A 20,802-nucleotide genomic window follows, 5' to 3' on the forward strand; every position below is an offset into this window, starting at 1 on the left:
AGAACCGCAAGAAGGGCCTTTTTGCTGGCCGATAACCAGCCCTATTTCAACCTAGGTTGACGTTGAGTTTGTGTCTACTGGTGGAACAGCAGGCCGCTCCACGATCTTGCCTTCCGCATCGATGAAAAGATCATTGAGCTTGAACAGCTCCAGTGGCTCCCTGAACACCTGCGATGCATCTACTTGTGAATATTCCTTTTCACTAGCCACGAGCTTCAGGGCATTCAGACGAACAACACCCATCGAGATCTGCGCCAGCGTGCGAGTGTGAAACCCGTCAGGGAACTCCTGATTTCCTGGGTGCTTAATGGAGTTGTAGTTCTGCGCGATAGCTCTTGCCAGTCCAACTTCAGATGCCGCGATACTGTCCCACTTGAGACCCAGAGCCTTAGTACCACGGTAGATGTAAGTTGCGGTGGTCGGCCGGTCATTACGGTAGGTTTCCTCTTCCCCTTCGGCTAGCGTGACAATGGTTTTGCCGAACGCTTCAAGGCTCATGGCAGCATTGATAGCCATGTTCTCCACAACCAGGTTGCGTACTCGGAGCACTCCTACCACGGGCAAGAGGAACCTTGCCCAGCTGTCATATCCTTCCCCCCATTTGGTAAGAGTTGCCGAACTTAGACACTGCATCGCCGTCAGGGGGAACCGGAGGTGGTCCTTTGAAGGCTTATCCCCGACATACTCACGGACAGTCTGACGACTGATCAGCTCAACGTAGGGGTAGCCGTGAACTGTTCCCTCAATGGACTGAGTGGGGAAGCGGGCGTCCTGAATCTCGTGTTTACGGAAAGAAATGGAGGTTCCGAACATCACTGACAGGAACGCTACAAACTTGCGCTGCTCCACCAGATGGTCTCTGAAAGGACGAGGCTCGGGGAATGTGCTTATGAGCACGCCCCGATCGTCAACTCGAATGCCCTGCCCGTGGTTACCCGCCCATGACGTGGAAATCGTCAATGTGGCGTCACCTTGCGTCCAGCTAAGCCCGTCGGCACTCTGCACGGTGTAGGTGACCGTGTTCCGAAGATCCATTCCCTCTCCAGTTCGGGTAGAGGCGAAGGAGACGGAGCTTAGACCGGACCACTCGATCAGCCCGTCTATCTCCGACTTGACCTTTTCAACCAGGAGCGGATCTTGGAGGCTGCCGCCCCTCGACGCGATTACCGCTTCTTCGACATCGATTAGGCCCTCGGCTGTTCCGGTGACAAGTCTGTGTGTGTGACCGTGGTATCGGAGTCCGAACAAGGAAATTCGTAGGTCCTTAGATTCGACCAGAAGGTTTGGAGGTGGGGTTTCCCCATCGATCCATTTACTGACAGTTTCAAACTGCTGAACTTGAGTTACATAAGGCAGAGCCACACGGACACCGGCGTCCGTAAGAGTTAGCGTCCCAACTACCCAAGGGGTGTCTTCCACACCATCCACAAAAAGCGCAGGGACAACTGCTCCAAGTCCAAGGTGTTCACTCATTTTCTAACCTCTCCCCGCGGTATGCCCACGATCAGATCCTTACGCCGCTCACTCACAAGAGCGCTAGCAGGGCCCCGGGCACGAGGGCCCCGACCGACGTTGAATCCCCGAACTGAGGTCGAAATTATCGCCTAGTTCGGATGGGAATGGGGAAAGGCGCGGCTGCTTCAAGGACGGCCCGCAGGAAGCTTGTGGAATATGTTTGTAAGAAGCCGGTGCTCGTCGCCTCCCCCACGACGATGTCCGTGTTGATCAACCGGCCTCGAATCTTCGGTTGACCAGGGCCTGAGACTATGAATTCGAAGACCCACGTGGTGCCTTTCGGCAGGAGTGTGGCGCCGACACTGATGTCGCCATCTTCCCTGATTGCCAAGGCCTTCACCTGTGGGCTCACCCCGTCACTGCTGGCGACGGAGACAATGCCGTAAAGCGTTCCGTTTTGTAGTTCAATGAAGAGTTTCCCTTCGTCGAATTGCTCCCGCGTAATGTCGTGGGGGCCGATGTTCTTCACATAGAACCTCACAAGGTGGGGGGTCTTCCACAGCGCGGTCCTTGTAGGTCACCCCGAGATGGCTACCCTGCGATCCTACGGATGCCAGCAGCGGTGTGGAGGTTCCTCCCACAAGTACTTTGCCGCGACGGGTTCCGAACCTGCGGGCAAACCACATTCCCCCGAGACCAAATAGCACCGCGATAACTATCGCAATCAGCCCGAACCATTCGGCGGTTTGCCATTTATCCATCCGACAATTTCGTTTTCGTGCACGCTCCAAGGCGCCCAGGGCGTGCTTGTGAACTCTGCCGATAAATGGCGGTGTTCTGGGATCGCTAAGTGTCCCCCTGTGGGAGCGGACTCGGCAGGATGTTCTGCGGGGAACTCTCTACGAAGGTGATGGATCCTCCGGCAGCTTGGACGTCCTGCGCGTCTGTTTGACTAGCTTGCCCGAATGGGCTTGCCGGTGCCATGCGAAATAGCCGCGTGATCGCTCGTCATGAGCCCGACATTTGCGGCCCATGAGGCTCTCGACGCGGTCTCTAACCTGCTTGGGTCCGGGCTGGCACGCTTCGATGACGCCCGAGTCGTCGACTACGACGTAGCCGAGTTCGAACAGCGCGTCACAGCCGAAGAGGCACGCGAGCATGGACACGTTACGGGTGTCCATGCGTTCCTTCTCAGAGCACGCGGAGCGGGGTTTGATGTGGGCCGCGATCAAAAGCTGTTCAGGGAAGGAATTACCGCAGAGCGAGCAGGAACTACCCCTAAGCTGCAGTTGCTGGTCCCGGAGGAAACGCTGTTCTGTTCGGACGGCCCCTAGTGTCCATTTGTCGCTCGGACCGCCAGAGTATTGGTCGACTGAGACGGCCTCGTGCCGGTCCTCATCAGTCACCTCTAGCCCTGCCTGCTGCAGCAACTGCATGGCACCCTCGCTGTCCAAGTTATAGAAGTAGCCCCTGTTCAACGTGCCCAGTCCGGTCAGAGGGCCTTGTCCCGGCGGCAAGATTCCGAGGACGTCTTTCCATGGGATGTGGACTTCGCATAGAGGGTCTGTGAGGACCAGTACCCCCTCCGTATCCGCGGGCTCTTTGTATCCCCGGGGCGGTGGATATGCCGATAGCGGCCGCGTGGCCACGCGACTGATTCCGCGGATCGCGGGACGCGAATAGTGCAGAACAAGGTCCCCTGGCCGAGCGGTGTGCAACGATTCCCAGGAGGCAACCCGTTGTCCGGAACTGCCTCGCAGGGGCGCCCACAGCGTCCCGTCGGGAAAGACATCAGGGAAGTTGTCCGACTGGATTGCCCACCAGAAATTGATCCCGGAAAAGACGGATACCTTCATTGGTATCTCTTGCGAGCTGATGGTCATATCCTCATTCATACTGCATATTCGCCAGTCTTTACCTCTAGGGATATGACACGACGCGGGCGCTGCCGCACCGGGGGTCGGCGTGGTTCTTCCACAGGTAGCGTGTCAATGGGAGCGCCCGCTCTTAGGGGTAAGCCAGTATCGACGCAATCAGGGGAACCGTGGCGAAGAAGATAAAGAAGAGTTTGGCCTCGTTAAAAGGGACAGCTCAGGAAAAAGCTAGCGCGCTACACTTCCCGGACGCACGCGTACGCCTTCAATGCATATGATCACCAGGGCGAGCCCGATGTACCGCTTTCGCCATCAGATGTTCTGATGGCGAACCTCCTGAGCCTGAAGCTCAGTGCCCGCGATGTCATACCCCTTTTTACCGAAGGCGATGGTCCTGCGCAGCGACTCCGGAAGGCGATCGATCAAGCGCTGGTTGAGCTGCGCGATGTGGCCTGCCTTGAGTCCTACGACGACGTATCTCGGCTGGAGGAAGCAGTGGAAAGCTTGGCGGTAGCCAACAGGGCGGCCTTAGAAGTTAAAGGATGGACGGCAGTAACGGTTTCCAAGGTACTCCACCGTCGCCGCCCGCACATCGTGCCTCTGATCGATTCCCGTGTGTACAGCTTTTACGGTACAAAGTACCCAAGCGAAGTTCGAGCATGCCTCTGGGAGGATATCCGCGCGAACACCGACTGGATGGCACCACTCGCCAAGACAACGGCCACCCCGGACGGGAGGCCGCTGTCGCTCCTCCGTTTGGCAGATATCCTGATTTGGACCCCCGAGCAGGAGGAAGCGCTAGAGGTAACGAGTGCGTGATCTGGGGAACCTGAGACAACTCGAGGCAGGGCAGAGAGCCAACAAAATCTTGGGCAGTCCCGCAAGAACTGGAGCAATCCTTTGACGCATGATGAATCTGCCTTACTGTCGCTGGAACTGGTACCGAAAACCGTCTTCGGAGAGAACCTCCGAAACCGGCTCACCCGCACCGAATGGGAGAAATGCAAGAAATATGCCAAGCAAACCTCGGGTAACGTATGCGGCATATGTGGGGGCACCGGCGCAAAGGGGCGACTGGATTGCCACGAACGATGGGAATGGATCGAGGCCGGCGAACTCCATACTCAAAAACTCGTAGGGCTTACTGCCCTGTGTCCTAGATGCCACAGCGCCAAACACTATGGCAGAGCCCAAATCATCGGCTATGCGGACGATGTCAATGACCAGCTGATGACAGTCAACGGTTGGTCAGTGGAAGAACTGCAGGACCACCTACGAACCTCCAGGAATCAATGGCGTGAAAGAAGCGCCCACCAGTGGACACTAAACTTCGACTGGCTGGTGGCAACCCTGGGAATCATGCCCGGGCCGCCCAGAAAAACAGCCTTCTCAGTCCCGCCGCTTTCAAAGGCCAAACAACTCAAACAAGCCGAAGAGAAATTGTCCCACCTCCAGGGACAGCTCATGCAAGCCCGCTACAGAGTGAAATACGCGAAGTTCTGGAAGACTAAAATCACGGTCCCAGAAGCGGGCGAGCAGCGTTCGGCCGAAGCCGCTATCGAAGCCAAAGAGGCGGCCAAATGTGTCCGGATACAGAAAGCTCTGGTCGAGCAACTCGCCGAAGAGCTGAAGAGGGAACAGAAAGCGGCGAGGGCAGCGAAGAGACCGGCGAATAAGACTCCGCCCGGACCACGGGCATCGCCCCCAGAAAATCCGCCTGACGACGGCACCTAACCGAACTGGATCCGTTCGATCTCGCCGGGTCTTCTGGCCGAGGTTTTTCCGGCCCGGGCTCGCTGCTGTTCACGGCCCGGGCCACGTCTGGCACAGTTCCGCTGCCTCGAAACCCTTGGGATGCGAGACGCCTCATTTTCCCCTGGGCAGGTTTCTAATTTCTCTGAAAGTGTAGTTTTCAGAAGGTGACTGCACTGGGCCCTGTGCGTTTGCGCGAGTAGTTACACCGAGTATGGACAAATCTGGTGTCCGATATCCCCTGTACTAAGCCTCAATTTGGCCGGAATTCACCTGCACCAGGGCGCTCAGGCGCTTGAGCGAAGGTTCACGAAGCGCGGTATCCATGGACGACAGGTCAGGCGGTTGGTGCTGCACGTTGAATGGCCCGGTAGACAGTGGAACGCGCGACGCCGAAGAGTTCCGCGATTTCCGTGGTTGTGTGTGCTCCATCCCGATGCAGGCTGACGAGGTGGGTTTCCTGGGCCTTGGAGAGTTTCGGTTGCTTTCCCCGAAGTCGGCCTTTGGACTTGGCCACGGCCATGCCTTCCCGTGTTCTGGCGCGGATGAGGTCAGCTTCGAACTCGGCAACCATCCCCAGCACGTTGAACAAGAGTTTTCCTACGGGATCCTGGGATCATAGATGCTGCCGCCAAGGTTGAGGGCTACGCCTTTGCGGCTGAGTTCATCAGCGATGTCCCTAGCGTCCGGCAGCGAACGAGCGAGACGATCAAGTTTGGTCACCACCAGGGTGTCCCCGTTCCGGCACGCCGCGAGGGCTTTGCCCAGCCCAGGCCGTTCGCGCTGCGTGCCGGTGAACCCATGATCGACATAGATCGCATCGGGGTCCACGCCAGCGGCCGCGAGAGCGTCCCGCTGCGCGGTCAGATCCTGAGTGTTAGTCGAAACGCGGGCATATCCGATGAGCATGCCCCCGAGTGTAGCGTTTAGGGCACCTTCACCGGGCAGTTTTGCGGGCGGGTCATACGGGAATCTCAAAGGCCTGGAATTCCGGGAAATTCGGCAGGTACAAAATTCCGTGATGTCGGGGCGATGGAGGACCGGCTTACGGGCACCCTCGGCGCTTCCCCTGGCCCACGTCATAGGGGGCCTACACGGGCTAAGATCGCCTCACCGGTATATCCAACCAGGTCCACGCTCATTTTGGGGGTTCCCTTGAACATCCGCCGCATCGACTCGTCCAAGGTCATGGTCCCTGTACTGACCGGAATCATGGCAATCAGCTTGTCAGCTTGTGCCGCCCAAGCCAGTTCAGTTGCTCAAGGTAGCGTATCGGCCGCGCCACCGGTCACCAGCACCCCCTCTCCCGCAGGCCTAGGGACAACCCCGGCTGCAACTAGTAAATATAACTTAGATACCCTAAAAACTATGCCTCCAGAGGAATTCAACAAACTATCAAACGCAGAAAAGGGCCCTTACCTTAAGTTCCTTCTCTCAGAAACGGATAAGCACGCCGAATGGTTTGCTGGACCAACTGGGGATCTCTACAAGTTTAATCCGCTTGATATTAGCGCTGAGACAAACACAGCCGAGCAAATCATTAGGCAGTTTGAGTTTCAATCAGAATTAGCTTACGCTCAACCGCTAAACAATGTTATTGGTGACTTCACGTTAAATAAGAACACATCGAAAAAAGCACTGTCAGCACTGTTCTACGACACTACAAGCGAGCACACCACTCCGCTCTACCAAGCAAGAATTACAGAAATCGACGGTGGAGTTCAGGCTATCACTTACTCGGTCTCCCTGACTGACGCGAAGCTCGTCGAGGGCTTAACTAGCGGTGTCGACGACAACGGCAAGCCTATAAAAACCGTGATAGTTAGTGCGTCAGCCAACAAGGTACAACATACTTACCAAATGGTCTACGACAAGCTTGACGATGAAACTTCTATTTGGAAAGTATATAAAGAATTACCGAATGGCTAGTGACCGTTGAGGATCATGGCACCCACGACGTGCCGTTTAGCTCGGAGCAGAGGCCGTCGCTCCGTGATCGTTGCCTGCTGAATTGTGCGAGCACTGCATGCAATCTCAGACTGGAGCCTCTCCCCACCCACGGCTCAGTGACCACGACGTTGTAGCCAGCTCTCAGGGCAAGGCGAACCTGGCGCAGAAGGTGTACTCCCTCTGCGACCCAGCCAGCGTCACCTGGGCCCGAGAGTGGGACTGTGTCTTCTTCGAACTGAGAGTTCCAAGACATGAGCTGCTCGGCGAGCTCGCGAGGGAGCCCCAGAGATCGCAGAGCAGCAGGTTTTCCTTGCTCCCACAGCGGACTTGGGCCATAGTCCGGCCAAAATTCTAGTTGGATTTCTATCTGATTATGACCTGTCAGCGGATGTCGGCGGTGGCTCCTTGAACGCAAACAACCCTCATGAGCTGTCCCGCTGAGGGATCCCCTACCGGACGTAGGCATACGTCAAATAGCGTTGTAAAAACACCCGCCACTTACCGTCAAAAGTCACAGGTCGCTGCTTCGGTGTCACGTGCTCACAAACCGCCGATATCGTGCACACAGTGGACGAATCGTTCCAGGGGCCCTTCAAAGAAGTGGGCGTGCTCCTGAGGTTCCTTTTCCCCTGCGTTCAACCTTGCATGCTGCCCTGACATTTTGATGCCTCAGAGCACCTGCCTATTTGTCAGACCAGCGTTCGCGTGCGGCCTGGCGGCTGATCCCAGCGGCGCCGGCCAATGTCCGTCCAAGACGCCCCCGGCTGCTTTCGCTGCGGTGACGGTCTTATCCAGGCGATGCCCAGCCTGCCAGTCGTCCCAACCTCGGTGAGCGAGCCATGGGCACAGCCTCGACCCATGGTGATCGATCAGTTCTTTTGCTCTTTCACTGCGCGAATACTCTCACGGGCGGCAGACAAGTCAGCTTCCAGACGTTTCGCTTCATTTTCAGCGGCCTCGCGGCGGCCCTGTTCACGGTCACGTTCACCGATAACACGGTCACGTTCTGCTTCGACAGCCTCAAGGCGGGCTTCAGCTTTGTCAGCCCGGGACCGCTCCCCCGCCGCAGCTTCAGCCGCGGCAGCTGCCGCTTGGGCTGCCTGTTTCCGTACCGTGACGGTTTCACGTCGTGCCTCGTCACGTTCGGCTTCGGCACGCTCGATCTCCTCAGCAGCGTCGTCACGCTCGGCCTCTGCCTGCGCGACTTTCGCCAGCCATCCGGCACGGGACTGCTCAAACTCTCCACGGGCCAACGTGAAGGCTTCACGCCACACTGCCCCCAACCTCGCTTGCACCGCAGCTGGCGGCTCAGGCACCAAGGCAGCCTGCGATTCCCGCTCATTCCAGACCCTCGCCGCCTCGGCCGCCACGGTCATCCGCACACCCGACCGGGCACGCACCGCACGGGCCGTTACTACGCCACCTTCGGCGGCCAGCGCCTCAGCCGCCTCCGCAGCGCGGGCCTCCGGGCTCCCGTGCTGTGGCGCTACTGGATCGAGATCCTGCTGGCCAGTATTCCGTTCATCACTCACACCGCCCGCCCTTTCCTGAAACGATAATCTTCCAACAAGTTATCATGGAAACAAGAGTAACGACGTTTCCCGTTACCATGGTTTCCCAAGAAGTGAAATGTGGAGCTGCACGGGGCGCGAAGGGTGCCGCTCATGTAATGGCATACGCAAGAGAATGCAGGTTGACTTGTAGCGGTCTCCCCATTCCAGGACAACCACGGCGATTCATGTTGGTGGACGGTCTCCAGCAGCTGGACACGTACCGTCCCACTTACTCTGAAGTGGGACGGCCGATCGTGAGGAAGACGTGCCGCCCCAGGCGAAATGACTGTATGTGCCTAGTGGCAACGCATTGAATCGACTCGGAACGTCGAGCCGTTCCCGGACAGGTCAAGAATTTCGAGTTGGGCCTGTTCACCCGTTGCTAGTGCTCCCGTGTTTCGGACCGAGTTGTATACGGAGACACCAGTCGAAGATATGAAGCTGACACTAACGCTCATCCCTCCGAGACAGCCATCCGGCAGCTTATTGTTGGTGACGATAATCGCCGCACACCGGTAGCGGTCTGGGCAGCGGTACTCCCCAGGTGCCTTGGCATAGTAGAGGTAGTCCGAAACATAGGTCCAGTCGTTCTCTTCCATTGCCGCCCTGTCCTGCTTGGCGGCGTCTGCGAGTGATTTGGCAGCAGCCGCAGCCAGATCCTTGATGGACTGATCAAGTTCTCGGTTGGCCTTGGCTTGAGCGGCCTTCTTAGATGCCTCAGCCGTTGCCCTGGCCTCCGCACTCCTAGACGCACTTGCCATCGCCTCTGCGGCTGCCGCATTGGTGCTGATAGCGATAGCACCAACTACTCCGGCTGCGATGGCCAGGACACCCACTACAGCGATTTTGATCTTCCACAACAGTCCGCTCTTGCGAGCCTGTGGTGCCGGCGGCATCTCCGGTTCCTGGTACGTCATCGTCCTCCCCCAAAAATGTCACTGCCCGCGCCCACCGTCAGCGGCACTGGCTCAGCCAACAGCGTGCAGACTAGTGAGTGCTTTACCTATCTCATGATGCTACTGGCCGCTGGCCGGAGAACATCCCCTGTAAAGACACAGCTTTTACCGAGGATTACGCAAGTTTCCTCTTTGGTGTGCAGAGCATTCCATTACCCTTGGCATGCCTCCGAAGTTTGCCCCCTGCTATGCCACCAACGCCGTCGATTCCTCATTCCTCCGGCCTCGGTGTCAAGAACCTGCCACGTCGGGAGGCGAGAGCGACGGCTTTCGGCCGGCCTGTGTCCATATCCTTGGACTGGGGACGCGGTTGCCGACACTCTCAGACCTCCAATGGCGCCGACATGGACGTCCTCACGAATTGGAGGTTACGTTTGGGGATGACGTACATGTTCCGTGTCCGGTTCAAGGTCGGCCCGACGACGCGGATTGACGCCAAGGTCGATGAGCTGGTGCTCGATAAGACCGGGGGTGTGCAGGTCTTCCTAAGATCTGTTACGGCTGGGCAGCTGGTGAGTGATGCGGACGAGCTGGCCATGCGGGGAGAGGGCTACGCGACAGAGGCTCAAGCGTCGGCCGGGGGAAAGCGCTGGGTTGGTGCGCTCGTTCTCGGAATGATTTCCGAGTTCGTTGCCACTGAGTTTGGCGAACGCGGTTCGACTGGAGGGTTGTCCCCAGCAGGTCTGGAGCTGCTCAGAGCTGCCAACCCCGGTGTACGCGCCTACAACGACATTGCAGGACTCCAAGTCGTCTCCGAGACTCCGCAGCCAGTCTTCATCCGTACCCAAGCTACTGCCATCGCAGGGAAGAGTGGCGACGCTATTGCCGCGCACGTGCGAGACGCATTCAGCCAACATGCCGAACCTGATGAGCGCAGTCTCTTAGCCTCCGAAATGTACGCCGCTTCGCATTTCATGCCCTCCGAAGACTCACGCTTTCTAATGTTAATGATTGCAGTCGAGGCACTGATAGAGGCTGGAACCCGGCAGACCGCGCAGGTGAAGGCGATCGATGCGTTGGTCGGGCGTCTCGCTTGCCTGTCGCTCTCGGATGAGGAGCGGGAATCATTGACGCAAACAGTTGCTGGGCTGAAGAGGGAATCTATCAACTCCGCAGGTAAGCGGCTAGCGGGCACTTTAGGGGACCGGATGTATGCGGGTAAGTCGCCAAAGCGGTTCTTCAGAGACTGCTACGACGCTCGAAGTAACCTTGTCCACGGAAACTTGGGGCGTCCAACTGCCGAGACGATCCGAGGGCTCGTGGGACCCTTGGAGCATTTCGTGAGGGATCTGGTCCTTGAGCGTAACGGGTTCCACCCTCGGGGTGAGTAACCCCAACGGCGTCGGTAATCTAGGAGCAACCGTGGCCCGACACCCATCGAGGGTGTTCCACTTCCTTGGTTGTGGGGCAGGCTCGGGGGGACACTCTCCCACCGTTCAGGGTCCGCAGGATCCCACGTAACTTGGCTGTCCCGTATGTTGTTCCAAACTCCCGACACAATCACCCGTCACAAGTGGAACTTTCGGCACCATGCCCGAACGGATATTGGGTACGCGCGTGTATCAACGGCGAAACATCCGATCGCAACGCTAAGGCGAAGGTGCGGCGAGTTTCTGGTCCTCTATCTGCTGATAGGTGAGACCAGCTGAATTCTTCCAAGTGACGCGGCCGTTGATGTTAGCTCCTATCAGCACAGCGGCTGCAGTGCTGGGGCTTCCAAACAGGTGATCCTTTAACAGGGTGTAGTTGCCGTTCTGGACGCCGGCAATACCCTGTTCAACCAGTCGTCCTCGGTAGGCCCGGATCGACGCTGCCGCCGAGGGGGCTGGCTCAGCGCGTCCATGAGAGCCGGCCAGGACCACCACTCCTTCGGGCGTGGAAAAGCCTTTCAATTCTGAATCTCGAACGTTCGCGAAGATCATTTCGGGGGCGCCGGCTGCGTGGCTTGGGTGTACAAGCGGTTCCATGACAGGGTAACCAAGAGTCGTGACAAGCACCGAGATGGTTTGGAGATATTCCTGGCAGTCGGCTTCCAATGGTGCTGGGGTGTGAGGGTTGGAAGCGTCGTTACGGTTGGACAGCTCATACCGGCCCGCAGCCGTGGCCTGCCGAATCGCCTGCCATTCCATGTAGCTGACGTGAGTGCTGGTCCAGGAATTGGTTAGGGACACGGCGATAAGGGCCCTGCTCCAGAATTCCTTCGAACCATCGTGGTTTTTGATCCGGGTTCCTACATCTCCCGATTGACCGATATACGCCTCATTGAGGCCCGCAGTCGACTCGCCAAAGAGGAAGTAGAGGCCTACGTGTTTTGATTCTGGCATCGCCTTGAACTCGCTCAGCAGCGTCCTGGGTACTTCGAAGACACGAACGGTTCGAGTCGTAATTTCCGCCATGCGAATGCCCGCCGGGTCTCCCCCGGGAAGGAAGATCTGAATGGTCTGAGGTATACCCATACAGACAACATGCTGCTCAGGACTCAGAAAAGCAAACAAGGACGGACCGCTCCGGCTCCATAACACCCGCCCGCAAAACAGCCCGCCGGGGCGCCCTAAACGCTCCACGATTTGCCGTCCGACTTCATTAGAGCCCAGATCCCGAGTAGTTTCGGGGAAGCAATAGTGGCGACCATCGCTGAGCTGACTTCTCTGACTAGAAACGTCATCCCTTCCGGGCGGACAGAACTTCATTCACCCGGTTCAGGTAGGGGCGCGCATGGGACTCCCACCATTTCTGTGGATCTTCGATCATTTTGGCGCCTGCCGGAAGTTCGATGACGATTGCCATTGTCAGGGTGCATCCTGTCGGAGTCGGTTCAAGGGTGTAGGTGGAGCGGCTGTTCATTTCACCGCGGGTGACGGGCCGTGTTGTGGCCCACCGCGGGCTTTCCTCACCGATGACTTCGATGATGGACACCGAGCCATCGCGTCCGATGAAGCACTGTTGCTCCCCCACACCGCTTGGTGTCCCGGGAACAGTGAACGCCCGTTGGGCGTCCGAGAGAAGTACGGCGCTCTCGGCCGTCCGAATGAGCGCCCAGACCGTCTGAGCATCGTGGTCAAACGCCTCGGTCGCCTGTGCGCTGTAAGTCGTGGTCGGGGCGGAAGCGGCAACGACCTGAGCTTCCTGGGCGGCTTTGACACCCCGCTTGTGTCGGAGGTTCACGATGCCGGTAGCGACAGCCAGCGTCAAACCCAGGACAGAAGCAATCACGATAATGCTCAGCCCCATTTCCGGTTTGCCATAGTAGCTGATGACGGAAGCGAGCACGGCGATGGAGAGATAGCCGGCGATAAAGAGGATGTTGTGGAGGACCTTCACGAACGTGATCACGTGGTCATTATGACCGACGGAAGCTTTACCAGCCGTTAGGTCCGCCTGTGCCAATGTCACCACTGTAAGGGCGCCTCCCAGCGTGGCGAAGACCGGCGGGCACTCCCGCATTTCAGCTGGGGCCTACGGGTGGCCAGTTCATGAGTCGGTGCAGCTGCGCTGGTGCAACGCGTTGGATCTCCTAACAGGCTTGCTTTGCAGACGGCTGTGGAAACACGTGCGGGCCACGTCGAGATCTAACAACCCGGTGAGGTCCCCGCGCAATATTTTCGGCCCGGAAGCTGTCTAAACCCGCACCACGACCGTTCGTCATAGAGAAGACTTTCGGTACTAGTAGTTGTTCGACTCAGGATTCCATGCCCAGGTACCGGTATACGGTGGCCCGGCTGGCGCCGATGATCTTTCCAATGTCGGCCGGCTTGAGCCCTCTTGCCCTCAGTTCATGTGCACGCTTTACCTTTTCGTGTTCCGCAGTCATCTCCCGTCGACCTGCCTTCCGTCCGTTGGCAGCTGCAGCAGCCATCCCGGCTTTGGTGCGTTCGGAAAGCTGATCACGTTCCAACTGGGCGAAAGCAGAAATGATGGTAACCATAGCCTGGGCCATCGCTCCCCCGACCTCACTGTCCGGGTCTGTTGCAATGCCGTCCCGAAGCGACCGGAATTTGATGCCCCGTGACTTGAAGTCATCCAGCAGCTCCAGCAGATGACGGGTATTGCGCCCCAGCCGGTCCAGCTTCCACACCACAACCTCGTCGCCCCGACCCAGACGATCCAACATACGGTCGAGCTCCGGACGCCTCGCTCGGGTTCCACTGATCCCCTGGTCCGTGTAGATCCGCTCGCACCCTGCCGCATTCAGTTCGCGGATCTGCAAATCAGTGTTTTGATCCGCCAAACTGACCCGCGCGTACCCAAGTCGCGACATCCACTCCCCCAGTCTTATCAAAGGACAAAAACAAACAATATTGAGAATACCAAAGTGAGACACATTGTTGGGACATGATCCGACCCGGAAAACGCAGGACCCAACTCACTGACCATTCGAGCCCCGCTACGGTCTCATCAAGGGATCCTTTTGTGGGAACTATTCCAAGGATGGTCAACCCAACCCTGCAATAGGGCGTCGACCCGCACGTTGCGGTTCCCAAGACATCAAGAGTGAATCGGCTGCCTCCGCACGCAGGCGACGTCAAAGAGCCAGGAAGAGTCTCGTCAGGATAACCTGACGGGGGCAACATCGAGGAAGGGTCGGATGTACTGGGATTTTGGGGATGGCCGCCACGAAGGCAGCGCTTGTGCAGTTGTGCCAGACGGACGACTATCCTACGAATTGGGCGACCTTGGCGTCCTTGTTCAAGGGGTGACCGGAAAGTTTCCACGAGACAGTCAGAAACGCGATCATGAAGTCGTCAACGACGATGACGTTGTTGGATGGCGTGGATCATGTCGTTGTGGATGGACCGGCCAGTTCTGGAAAAGAGTTGCAAACAAGACCGATGCAAGCTTAGAGGAGTATTCGGTATTTGTGCCGTTTTTGGGATTTGCCACTCCCCCGCTTTCGGCGGAGCATGCAATGAAATCCGAATGGCAGACGCATGCCGAGTCGGCCGCTGCTGCTGACGAGCTCGCTGCCGCCCAAAACGCCCTGCTCGCCGCCAAGAGGCGGTTGGACATCGCCGTAGCCAGAAGCCGAGCAAGAGGACTCTCCTGGTCCGCAGTTGCGTCCGCACTCGGAATCACTCGACAATCCGCCCCCACGCTCGATGGAAGGAACTCGGATAACTGATCCCGTGATCACGCAACTCTCCGAGGCTCAGGTCACGTTTGAGTTTGCACCACTGTAACAACAAGTCCCACACCTTGGGGTCATGCCTCGATTCATGCCATAAGGCATGCCATAAGCTCTATAGGACGTTAAGCTACATGAGACACCCTAGCGCCCATAGCCAAAAGGGCAATGCGGTCTATTTTCAGGAACATTTGACGCTCAATCGAAATGCAAGTGGGGACCATAGGCGGATAGTCCCACTGCCCCTAAAGCAGAAGCACCAATCTGCGCCACGGCCTGAATGTAGGCTTGCATGCCAATATCAACGAACACTGGAGCATCAATTGTTCAGCGCATTAGAGACTCAACGGCAGTAAGCACCTAAAACAGGGCGGGCAGCACTATTCGACTGCCCACGGCGGCTACAGCGTCCGACGACACAGCATTCAACATTGTGAAAAAGGCGTGTGTCACTGCGGTATGCGGCAAGGTCGAGCCCATAGGGTAGAAGGCAGAGCGTCAGACCAGTAGGGGAGCTAGAACGAATGCCACGATCGTCGCTGCAAGCACCAGTGAGCGTGCCGCGGAGTCAAGCGCGCGCCATTGAACGCGTGATTTCCTTCGCCAACGGGAAGGGGGGAGTGGGAAAGACGACCACCGCAGCCAACGTTGGGGGCTATGTCGCTCTTGCGGGCTCTAGAGTCTTGATGGTGGATCTGGACCCACAGGGTGATTTGGCTAGAGACCTTGGCTATGACCGCCAGAGTGGACGTGAGCTGTTTCAGGCCTTAATTGCCGGTACTACTCCGCTGATTCTCCGCGACGTCCGAGAGAACCTGGACGTGATACCAGGCGGTCAAGAGCTTGAGGACATTCAAGGTCTGATGGTGTCCCGTTCCAGCCGTTCCGACGCGGCTGACTTCGGCGACATGCTCTATGCCGTGTTGGCACCCTTGGCTGACGACTACGACCTTATTCTGATTGACACTCCGCCGGGGGAGAGGGTGCTAGTCGAGGGTGCATTCGCCATCTCCAGTGCTGTCGTGATTCCCACCAAGTCAGATGACGCAAGCATTGACGGAGTCGAGCGAATCGCCCGGAGGTTCATGGCCGTACGAGACCGGAATCCTTCACTCCAACTGGCCGGAATCGTGCTATTCGGGGTTGGGCCAAGATCCATGAGACTCGAACGCAGTGTCAGAGACACCCTCAGCGAAATGCTCGGAGAAGTGGCGCCTGTCTTCGAGACCAGAATCCGGAGCCTTGAGAGCGCAAGTGCAGACGCTCGGCGGAAAGGCCTGCTCTTCCACGAACTCGAAGGCGCAGTAACCGATGCCCAAAAGAAGCGACTGAAAGCACTCCGGGCAGGGGAGAAGCCGAAGGATGGGTTCTTCTCTCGGAATGCAGGGGGCCTGGCTGAAGAGTTTGAGCAGCTGACCGGGGAAATTCTGTCACGACTCAATGCGATCGAAAGCGAGGAGCTCGCGTGAGTAGTAATCGGCCAAACCTAGCTAACGCATTCGCGCCCGCATCCTCTCGCGGCGCAAAGCTCGAGGGAATACTTGCCCCTAAGCGGCGCAAAGCTCAGGAAACGGAGGTCTCGGCAGAACCGCAGCATATATCCGTTGTTCCTGAATTACCGGCCGATCTTGAATCGGTAGCTGATCGAGCAGAACCCGCGGCCGCAGACTACGACAATGCAACCGATGGGCCTACAGACGACCAAGACTCCGCTTCTGCAGGGGACGCGACACGCGGGACGTCTACCCAGAAGCGCAAAAAGCCCTCTACGGGTTCAAATACAAAGGCATCCGAAACCGTTCCAGGCGCGTTACGAAATGTTGGCGTCTACTTGGCACCTGATCTCCTGACCACTGTAAAGGAAGCCCTGCACTCCCAGCGGACAACGTACGCAGATCTCCTGCTGGATGCCTTCGATGCCGTGTCCGGGGACACCATTGCGAAGGAATTCAAGCCTGAATCTGTTCCGTCAACTTCTTCGGGCATGCCCCGACGAGTACCTCGCCGGCGTGGGGAGGCGGGCATTCAGATTCAAGTACGGCTCGACGGTAATCAGACAGCCTGGCTTGATGACAAAGTCATTGAGTTCAATGCACCATCACGCAGTGCGCTTGTTTCTACTGTCTACAGGCTCCATCTCGCCAACTAGCTTCGGCTTCTGCATCCGACGGGGATGGGTCATCCTTCCCCGTCGGAGCCCGGCCGACATGTCCGGTCGATTTATGGCATCAATTCCAATAGAACTTATGGCAGAGTTATGGCGTGTTTTGTCCTGCGTAGGTGGGGAAGTGACTAACAGCAAGGGTATTTAAGGCTTATCCAGCACCCGAATTGGATGCTCGGTTTACTACGGTCTCGTGAAAGCCATGTCAGCCAGGACCCACTCATCAGGTGGTCCTTCGTATTCCTCCCAAGGGTAGTCATCGGTGGGGGAGAGCAGCTCCGCTACAGTATTCACATTCCTCGAAAGCCATTCCCTCCACACAATCCGCTCAATGCGGTACCTCTGCACCTGGGCTGCTACAGCTTCTAGCACTCCAAAGCTCTCCGCGAGTTCCTTCAGTGAGGTTGACTCGACGACCGTCCATGACCGTCCGCGGCTCCTCGAGACCATATTCCAGGCAGCTAGAACCTCGAGACTTTCGCTCACAGCAGTCCTGGACAACCTTGTACGGAACACAAGTTCCGTTGTCGTCAACCCTGGTGAACGTTCCAACGCTTCGTAGACAAACGCGGCTGGAAGACCCAGCTCCCTGAAAACCGGCCTGAGAGCATGGATCTTGCCCTTTCGCCACGACAGATCCTCTGCCGCTGCGCGGAGGCCTTCGGGGATAGTCAACAGATAGAGATCCCCCTTGGTTCCTCTCCCACGTTCTACCAACGTCACCAAAGGATCCATCTCAGAGCGCAGGGCTCTTAGATGCGATCCTACGGTGGTGTGATCAAGTCCTGTCGCGACAGCTATTGACCGGTCGCCAAACTCGACGAAGCGCGATGCTGTCATGTGGCCTGCTTCTCCAATAGCTCTTAACACCATCCTTCGCGCTAACCCAGTACGCGAACTGGCGTAGCTGGGTTCTTTTAACGCCAGTGCGTTCCTCCAAGTCCGGAGGTACCGGTGCTCGTTGCTTGGATCTGTTGAGAGACGTGTTCCTAGAGGGGGCTGTGTATTTGGCTGGCTTGTGGGGGATTTGCGGACATTGTCATTCCAGGATGCGGTGTCCTGGTTTTTTCGCAGGTACTCGACAGCCTTTCTCCAGTCCCGCTTTAGCGATGGGAGCCGGTGGCGACTGGAATAGCGGGCATAGAATGACGCGAGCCCGGGCCATACGCCTTGGAGAACTCGTCGTTCGACATCGACGAGTTCCAGACCCGCGGCGGCCGCTGCAGTCAGGACAGCCTGACGGGCTTCTGAATCGGAGGCGTACCGATTAGCGTCGTATAAGCCTGACTGGGCCATCTGCTGCATCGGCCTAGACATGCGGCCGGCCAATCGCAACGATGTAGGTGCTACCTCATCGACTGGAAGGGACTGCTCAAGCCTCAACGTACGTACGCCAGCGATTTCTTGTTCAAGTTCTGCGCGCATTGCCGCCCAAACTTGAACGCTATTTGGTCGACGCGCTACGTCGTAGGCCATACTGAGGCTCATAGCGAGTTCCTGGTATCCGCCACGCTTGTGTGGTGACCCCGGCGTGCGCATACAACCGTGAAGTAGATTTTGGTGTGGCGTTTTATCCAACGTGCGATAGCGAGTGCTGAGGGCCTCGACAAAGTCGCGCGCGTCCGAAAATGCAATTCGCTTTTCAAGCGGTAAGTACACATGTCGTCCGCCATTGGGGGAGCGGTCTTCGATCCACCGAGCGCCGCAGCTATGTAGCCATGACTGAAGGGATTTCACATCGGCTTCGACCCAGTCGATGCCTGCAATCGAAGAGTCGAAGTCGAGAAATATCGCGGAGCAGCTACCGTCTTTGCCGAAGATCCTGACGGCCGCAGGAAAAGTGGGGAGAGTCTCAGTCAAAGCACGTTCGTGCTTCTGAGGATAGGTCTTACCCCCGTCACGGGAGAGGCGAATACGGGGTTGACCTGCAAGAAGGGGCGCTAAAGCGGCCCATGCTTGAGCAGCGTCGGATGTCTGGGAAAGCTCGCGAGACACGCCAGCAGCAGCGGATGCTGGCACCACGAGAGCGTGCTGTTGTACGATGACTTTGTTCCTGTTCAGGGAATGAGAAGGAGCCGATCCTGCCAGATCGGTTATGCAACACAAATGAAGGCCTGTTTAGGACTTCCATACGATTTACGATCTGTCTGCCGGCAAGCTATCCGGATCGTGAATCTTCAGCTTCGAAGGCCCGCTTATGGCGGGCCTTCCTTGTATCTATGAGGCCATGCGGATCGGGAGCTCATCCTGTTGGGTGAACTGGTCCAGCAAAGCCAGGTCTTCGCGCAAGGACCGGTCGACTGCAGAGGCAACATAGTCTGTGACAGTCATGCCTTTTGCGGCGGCGATCATGTGAACGTCCTCCGCGGTCTTGGCTGGGGTGCGGAAGCCAATGTATTTGCGGAGGCCCTTACTGGGACGACCGCCTCCACGATTGATTACTGCGCTCATTGTCAGGTCCTTTGAATCTCGCACAACCAAGGGTTGTCGCTGGTTCATTGTTGGTGCCAAATGCAGTCGATCGATGTGAGGGTTTCTGTTTACAGCTATCGACTGAGTCGAACGTAGCACCGCCCAGGACTTGATCGGGGGATTTGTTTACAGAAAACGGCTCCGCGTGTCGCTTGCCTGCTCATCAAGCTGACCGCTGACTTCATCCCTGAGACTGCTAAACGCCTGATCCGTCTATTCGTGCCCACAGGGTTCCCGGGCGGCATATCCGGGGCGCGGCAAGATCTGTGGGCGGTGGGGCTCAGTTCAACAGCGTGGGCACGTCCGCGGCGGTCGTCATCTAAATCCAAGCTACGCCATCCTTTCAATCCCGCGACAAGCGTCCGCCGAAACCCGGTTCTAGGAACCTCTAGTTACCCAGCGCGGGTTCCGGCGGCATCGACTTGAATCCCCCAAGAAATCAAGTAAGGGATAGACTACAGACATGCTCCGCACATGTACAACTCAGTTGCTACTCATGGCCTATACGCTATGAATGACATCAGGTAAAGTTTTGTGTCGGCTGTCCGCCTGCTCTATAGCGGTCGCGTCATAAGCAGCTGACCTGGGCTGAAGGAGCTTTGAGATGGCAAATGGGGGTCGTAGCGTGTTCCTTACGCAACAGCAGAAGAAGGAGCGCCTGGCGGATCGCATGGGCATCCTGGTGGATGTCTGGGAGTCAGACAACAACATGGCGCTCACTTACAACCACGTTGAGGAAGCACTTTCTGCCAACGGGATCCACCTGTCGCGAACACGGTGGTCATATTTGATCAATGGCACTGGCAGCCTGGTGACCGATCAGGAGCTCCTAAGGGGCATCGCGGAGTTCGTTTTTGCCGTCCCAGCCAGCTATCTCGTTGATCTGAACAGTGAAACCCCTCCCGAGGTAGAAGCGCGGATGGAGTTCCTTGTGCAGATGCGCAAGCTCAAGGTGAAGAACTTTGCGGCGAGAAACTTGGGGGCAACTTCGCCGGAAACACTGAGGATGATCACCAGGATTATCGACTCGTCGATGAGCGGCGAGGATGAATGACTCTGCCGCCGGTGCAGGACAAGGTCCGGGAGTTGTGCGGTGACGGCACGACGTCGATGAAGGAAGTCGTCGAACGCTTGACCGTGATCTGCGAGAAGCCGATCAATCTGATCGAGTTCAAGGAGGATTGGGGTTCACTGACGGCGTTCAAGGCCGAATTTGAAGATCGCATAAACGTCTATTTCCCTCCTCAGAAGTCGCAGCAATACAAACTTCACTGCATATATCATGAGCTCGGACACATCTACCTGGAGAGCCTTCGGATTGCCCTGGCCATGCCGGATCTCTCTGAAGAGATGCTGAGGGAAACCGCGGACGCAATTAGTATCACCTGCCGGTCGGTTCCGAATCACCCTGTGGAACGGTGGGTGGAGGATTTCGCTTTCGAGATGTCAAAGAAGACCCGTTCACGCGGCTCGTCCGATCCTGATCCTTTCCTCTGATTAGCCC

The 20,802-nt window shown here is 57.4% G+C and carries 18 protein-coding genes and 2 pseudogenes; 10 read left to right on the top strand and 10 right to left on the bottom strand.

Annotated features, from left to right (window positions below):
- Nucleotides 1–51: 51 nt before the first annotated feature.
- Together AB4Z15_RS19100 and AB4Z15_RS19105 are read right to left on the bottom strand one after the other, a co-directional pair.
- Entirely contained in the window at nt 52–1,473 is a 1,422-nt protein-coding gene (locus tag AB4Z15_RS19100) for a hypothetical protein (RefSeq protein WP_442018516.1), read from the bottom strand.
- A gap of 124 nt (nt 1,474–1,597) precedes the next feature.
- Nucleotides 1,598–1,984 carry a hypothetical protein gene (locus AB4Z15_RS19105; RefSeq protein WP_442018517.1) on the bottom strand — a complete coding sequence of 129 codons (387 nt, stop codon included), beginning with the start codon at nt 1,982–1,984 and terminating at the stop codon, nt 1,598–1,600.
- Nucleotides 1,985–2,465: 481 nt separating this feature from the next.
- On the opposite strand from AB4Z15_RS19105, the gene AB4Z15_RS19110 reads away from it, so the two are divergent.
- From AB4Z15_RS19110 to AB4Z15_RS19120, 3 genes and pseudogenes are all read left to right on the top strand, one after another.
- Entirely contained in the window at nt 2,466–2,789 is a 324-nt protein-coding gene (locus tag AB4Z15_RS19110; protein WP_442018518.1) for a hypothetical protein, read from the top strand.
- Between the two features lie 777 nt (nt 2,790–3,566).
- A pseudogene (locus AB4Z15_RS19115) lies at nt 3,567–4,148 on the top strand (DUF6308 family protein); the annotation flags it as partial.
- Nucleotides 4,149–4,229: 81 nt separating this feature from the next.
- Nucleotides 4,230–5,063 (top strand): hypothetical protein, encoded by an 834-nt coding sequence (locus AB4Z15_RS19120; RefSeq protein WP_442018519.1) that lies wholly within the window; start codon nt 4,230–4,232, stop codon nt 5,061–5,063.
- 355 nt (nt 5,064–5,418) lie between these two features.
- Here AB4Z15_RS19120 and AB4Z15_RS19125 read toward each other — a convergent pair.
- Nucleotides 5,419–5,990 (bottom strand): annotated as a pseudogene (locus AB4Z15_RS19125) (recombinase family protein).
- A gap of 246 nt (nt 5,991–6,236) precedes the next feature.
- On the opposite strand from AB4Z15_RS19125, the gene AB4Z15_RS19130 reads away from it, so the two are divergent.
- Nucleotides 6,237–7,010, top strand: a complete 774-nt coding sequence (locus AB4Z15_RS19130; protein WP_442018520.1) for a hypothetical protein — start codon at nt 6,237–6,239, stop codon at nt 7,008–7,010.
- An 890-nt stretch (nt 7,011–7,900) separates the two neighbouring features.
- Here AB4Z15_RS19130 and AB4Z15_RS19135 read toward each other — a convergent pair.
- Together AB4Z15_RS19135 and AB4Z15_RS19140 are read right to left on the bottom strand one after the other, a co-directional pair.
- Nucleotides 7,901–8,563, bottom strand: coding sequence for a DNA-binding protein (locus tag AB4Z15_RS19135; RefSeq protein WP_442018521.1), 663 nt, complete (start codon nt 8,561–8,563; stop codon nt 7,901–7,903).
- A 317-nt stretch (nt 8,564–8,880) separates the two neighbouring features.
- A complete protein-coding gene (locus AB4Z15_RS19140; protein WP_442018522.1) occupies nt 8,881–9,501 on the bottom strand; it encodes a hypothetical protein in 621 nt (206 codons plus the stop codon).
- Between the two features lie 419 nt (nt 9,502–9,920).
- Between AB4Z15_RS19140 and AB4Z15_RS19145 the strand changes: the two genes are divergently transcribed.
- Nucleotides 9,921–10,871, top strand: a complete 951-nt coding sequence (locus AB4Z15_RS19145; RefSeq protein ID WP_442018523.1) for a hypothetical protein — start codon at nt 9,921–9,923, stop codon at nt 10,869–10,871.
- Between the two features lie 258 nt (nt 10,872–11,129).
- Here the strand turns inward: AB4Z15_RS19145 and AB4Z15_RS19150 are convergent, their stop codons facing one another.
- From AB4Z15_RS19150 to AB4Z15_RS19160, 3 genes are all read right to left on the bottom strand, one after another.
- Nucleotides 11,130–11,996 (bottom strand): GIY-YIG nuclease family protein, encoded by an 867-nt coding sequence (locus AB4Z15_RS19150; protein ID WP_442018524.1) that lies wholly within the window; start codon nt 11,994–11,996, stop codon nt 11,130–11,132.
- 205 nt (nt 11,997–12,201) lie between these two features.
- Nucleotides 12,202–12,873: a hypothetical protein gene (locus AB4Z15_RS19155; RefSeq protein ID WP_442018525.1), complete on the bottom strand. Its 672-nt coding sequence runs from the start codon at nt 12,871–12,873 to the stop codon at nt 12,202–12,204.
- A 346-nt stretch (nt 12,874–13,219) separates the two neighbouring features.
- Nucleotides 13,220–13,798 (bottom strand): recombinase family protein, encoded by a 579-nt coding sequence (locus AB4Z15_RS19160; protein WP_442018526.1) that lies wholly within the window; start codon nt 13,796–13,798, stop codon nt 13,220–13,222.
- Nucleotides 13,799–14,446: 648 nt separating this feature from the next.
- On the opposite strand from AB4Z15_RS19160, the gene AB4Z15_RS19165 reads away from it, so the two are divergent.
- The 3 genes from AB4Z15_RS19165 to AB4Z15_RS19175 all read left to right on the top strand — a co-directional run bounded on the left by AB4Z15_RS19165 (nt 14,447) and on the right by AB4Z15_RS19175 (nt 16,811).
- The gene (locus AB4Z15_RS19165; RefSeq protein ID WP_442018527.1) at nt 14,447–14,659 is read left to right on the top strand and encodes a hypothetical protein; all 213 of its coding nucleotides are present in this window, start codon (nt 14,447–14,449) and stop codon (nt 14,657–14,659) included.
- A 593-nt stretch (nt 14,660–15,252) separates the two neighbouring features.
- Nucleotides 15,253–16,131, top strand: coding sequence for a ParA family protein (locus AB4Z15_RS19170; protein ID WP_442018528.1), 879 nt, complete (start codon nt 15,253–15,255; stop codon nt 16,129–16,131).
- Nucleotides 16,132–16,493: 362 nt separating this feature from the next.
- Nucleotides 16,494–16,811 (top strand): hypothetical protein, encoded by a 318-nt coding sequence (locus AB4Z15_RS19175; protein WP_442018529.1) that lies wholly within the window; start codon nt 16,494–16,496, stop codon nt 16,809–16,811.
- A gap of 198 nt (nt 16,812–17,009) precedes the next feature.
- Here the strand turns inward: AB4Z15_RS19175 and AB4Z15_RS19180 are convergent, their stop codons facing one another.
- Complete coding sequence (locus AB4Z15_RS19180; RefSeq protein ID WP_442018530.1) at nt 17,010–18,848, bottom strand: MarR family transcriptional regulator; 1,839 nt, start codon at nt 18,846–18,848, stop codon at nt 17,010–17,012.
- Nucleotides 18,849–19,043: 195 nt separating this feature from the next.
- Nucleotides 19,044–19,277: a hypothetical protein gene (locus tag AB4Z15_RS19185; protein WP_017197895.1), complete on the bottom strand. Its 234-nt coding sequence runs from the start codon at nt 19,275–19,277 to the stop codon at nt 19,044–19,046.
- Nucleotides 19,278–19,902: 625 nt separating this feature from the next.
- Here AB4Z15_RS19185 and AB4Z15_RS19190 point away from each other — a divergent pair.
- Both AB4Z15_RS19190 and AB4Z15_RS19195 read left to right on the top strand, forming a co-directional pair.
- Nucleotides 19,903–20,352, top strand: coding sequence for a hypothetical protein (locus tag AB4Z15_RS19190; protein ID WP_442018531.1), 450 nt, complete (start codon nt 19,903–19,905; stop codon nt 20,350–20,352).
- Nucleotides 20,349–20,795, top strand: coding sequence for a hypothetical protein (locus tag AB4Z15_RS19195; protein WP_442018532.1), 447 nt, complete (start codon nt 20,349–20,351; stop codon nt 20,793–20,795). Before AB4Z15_RS19190 ends, AB4Z15_RS19195 begins: the two co-directional genes overlap by 4 nt.
- Nucleotides 20,796–20,802 lie beyond the last annotated feature (7 nt).

It is taken from the genome of Paenarthrobacter sp. 2TAF44, from assembly GCF_052114885.1.
GTDB lineage: Bacteria > Actinomycetota > Actinomycetes > Actinomycetales > Micrococcaceae > Arthrobacter.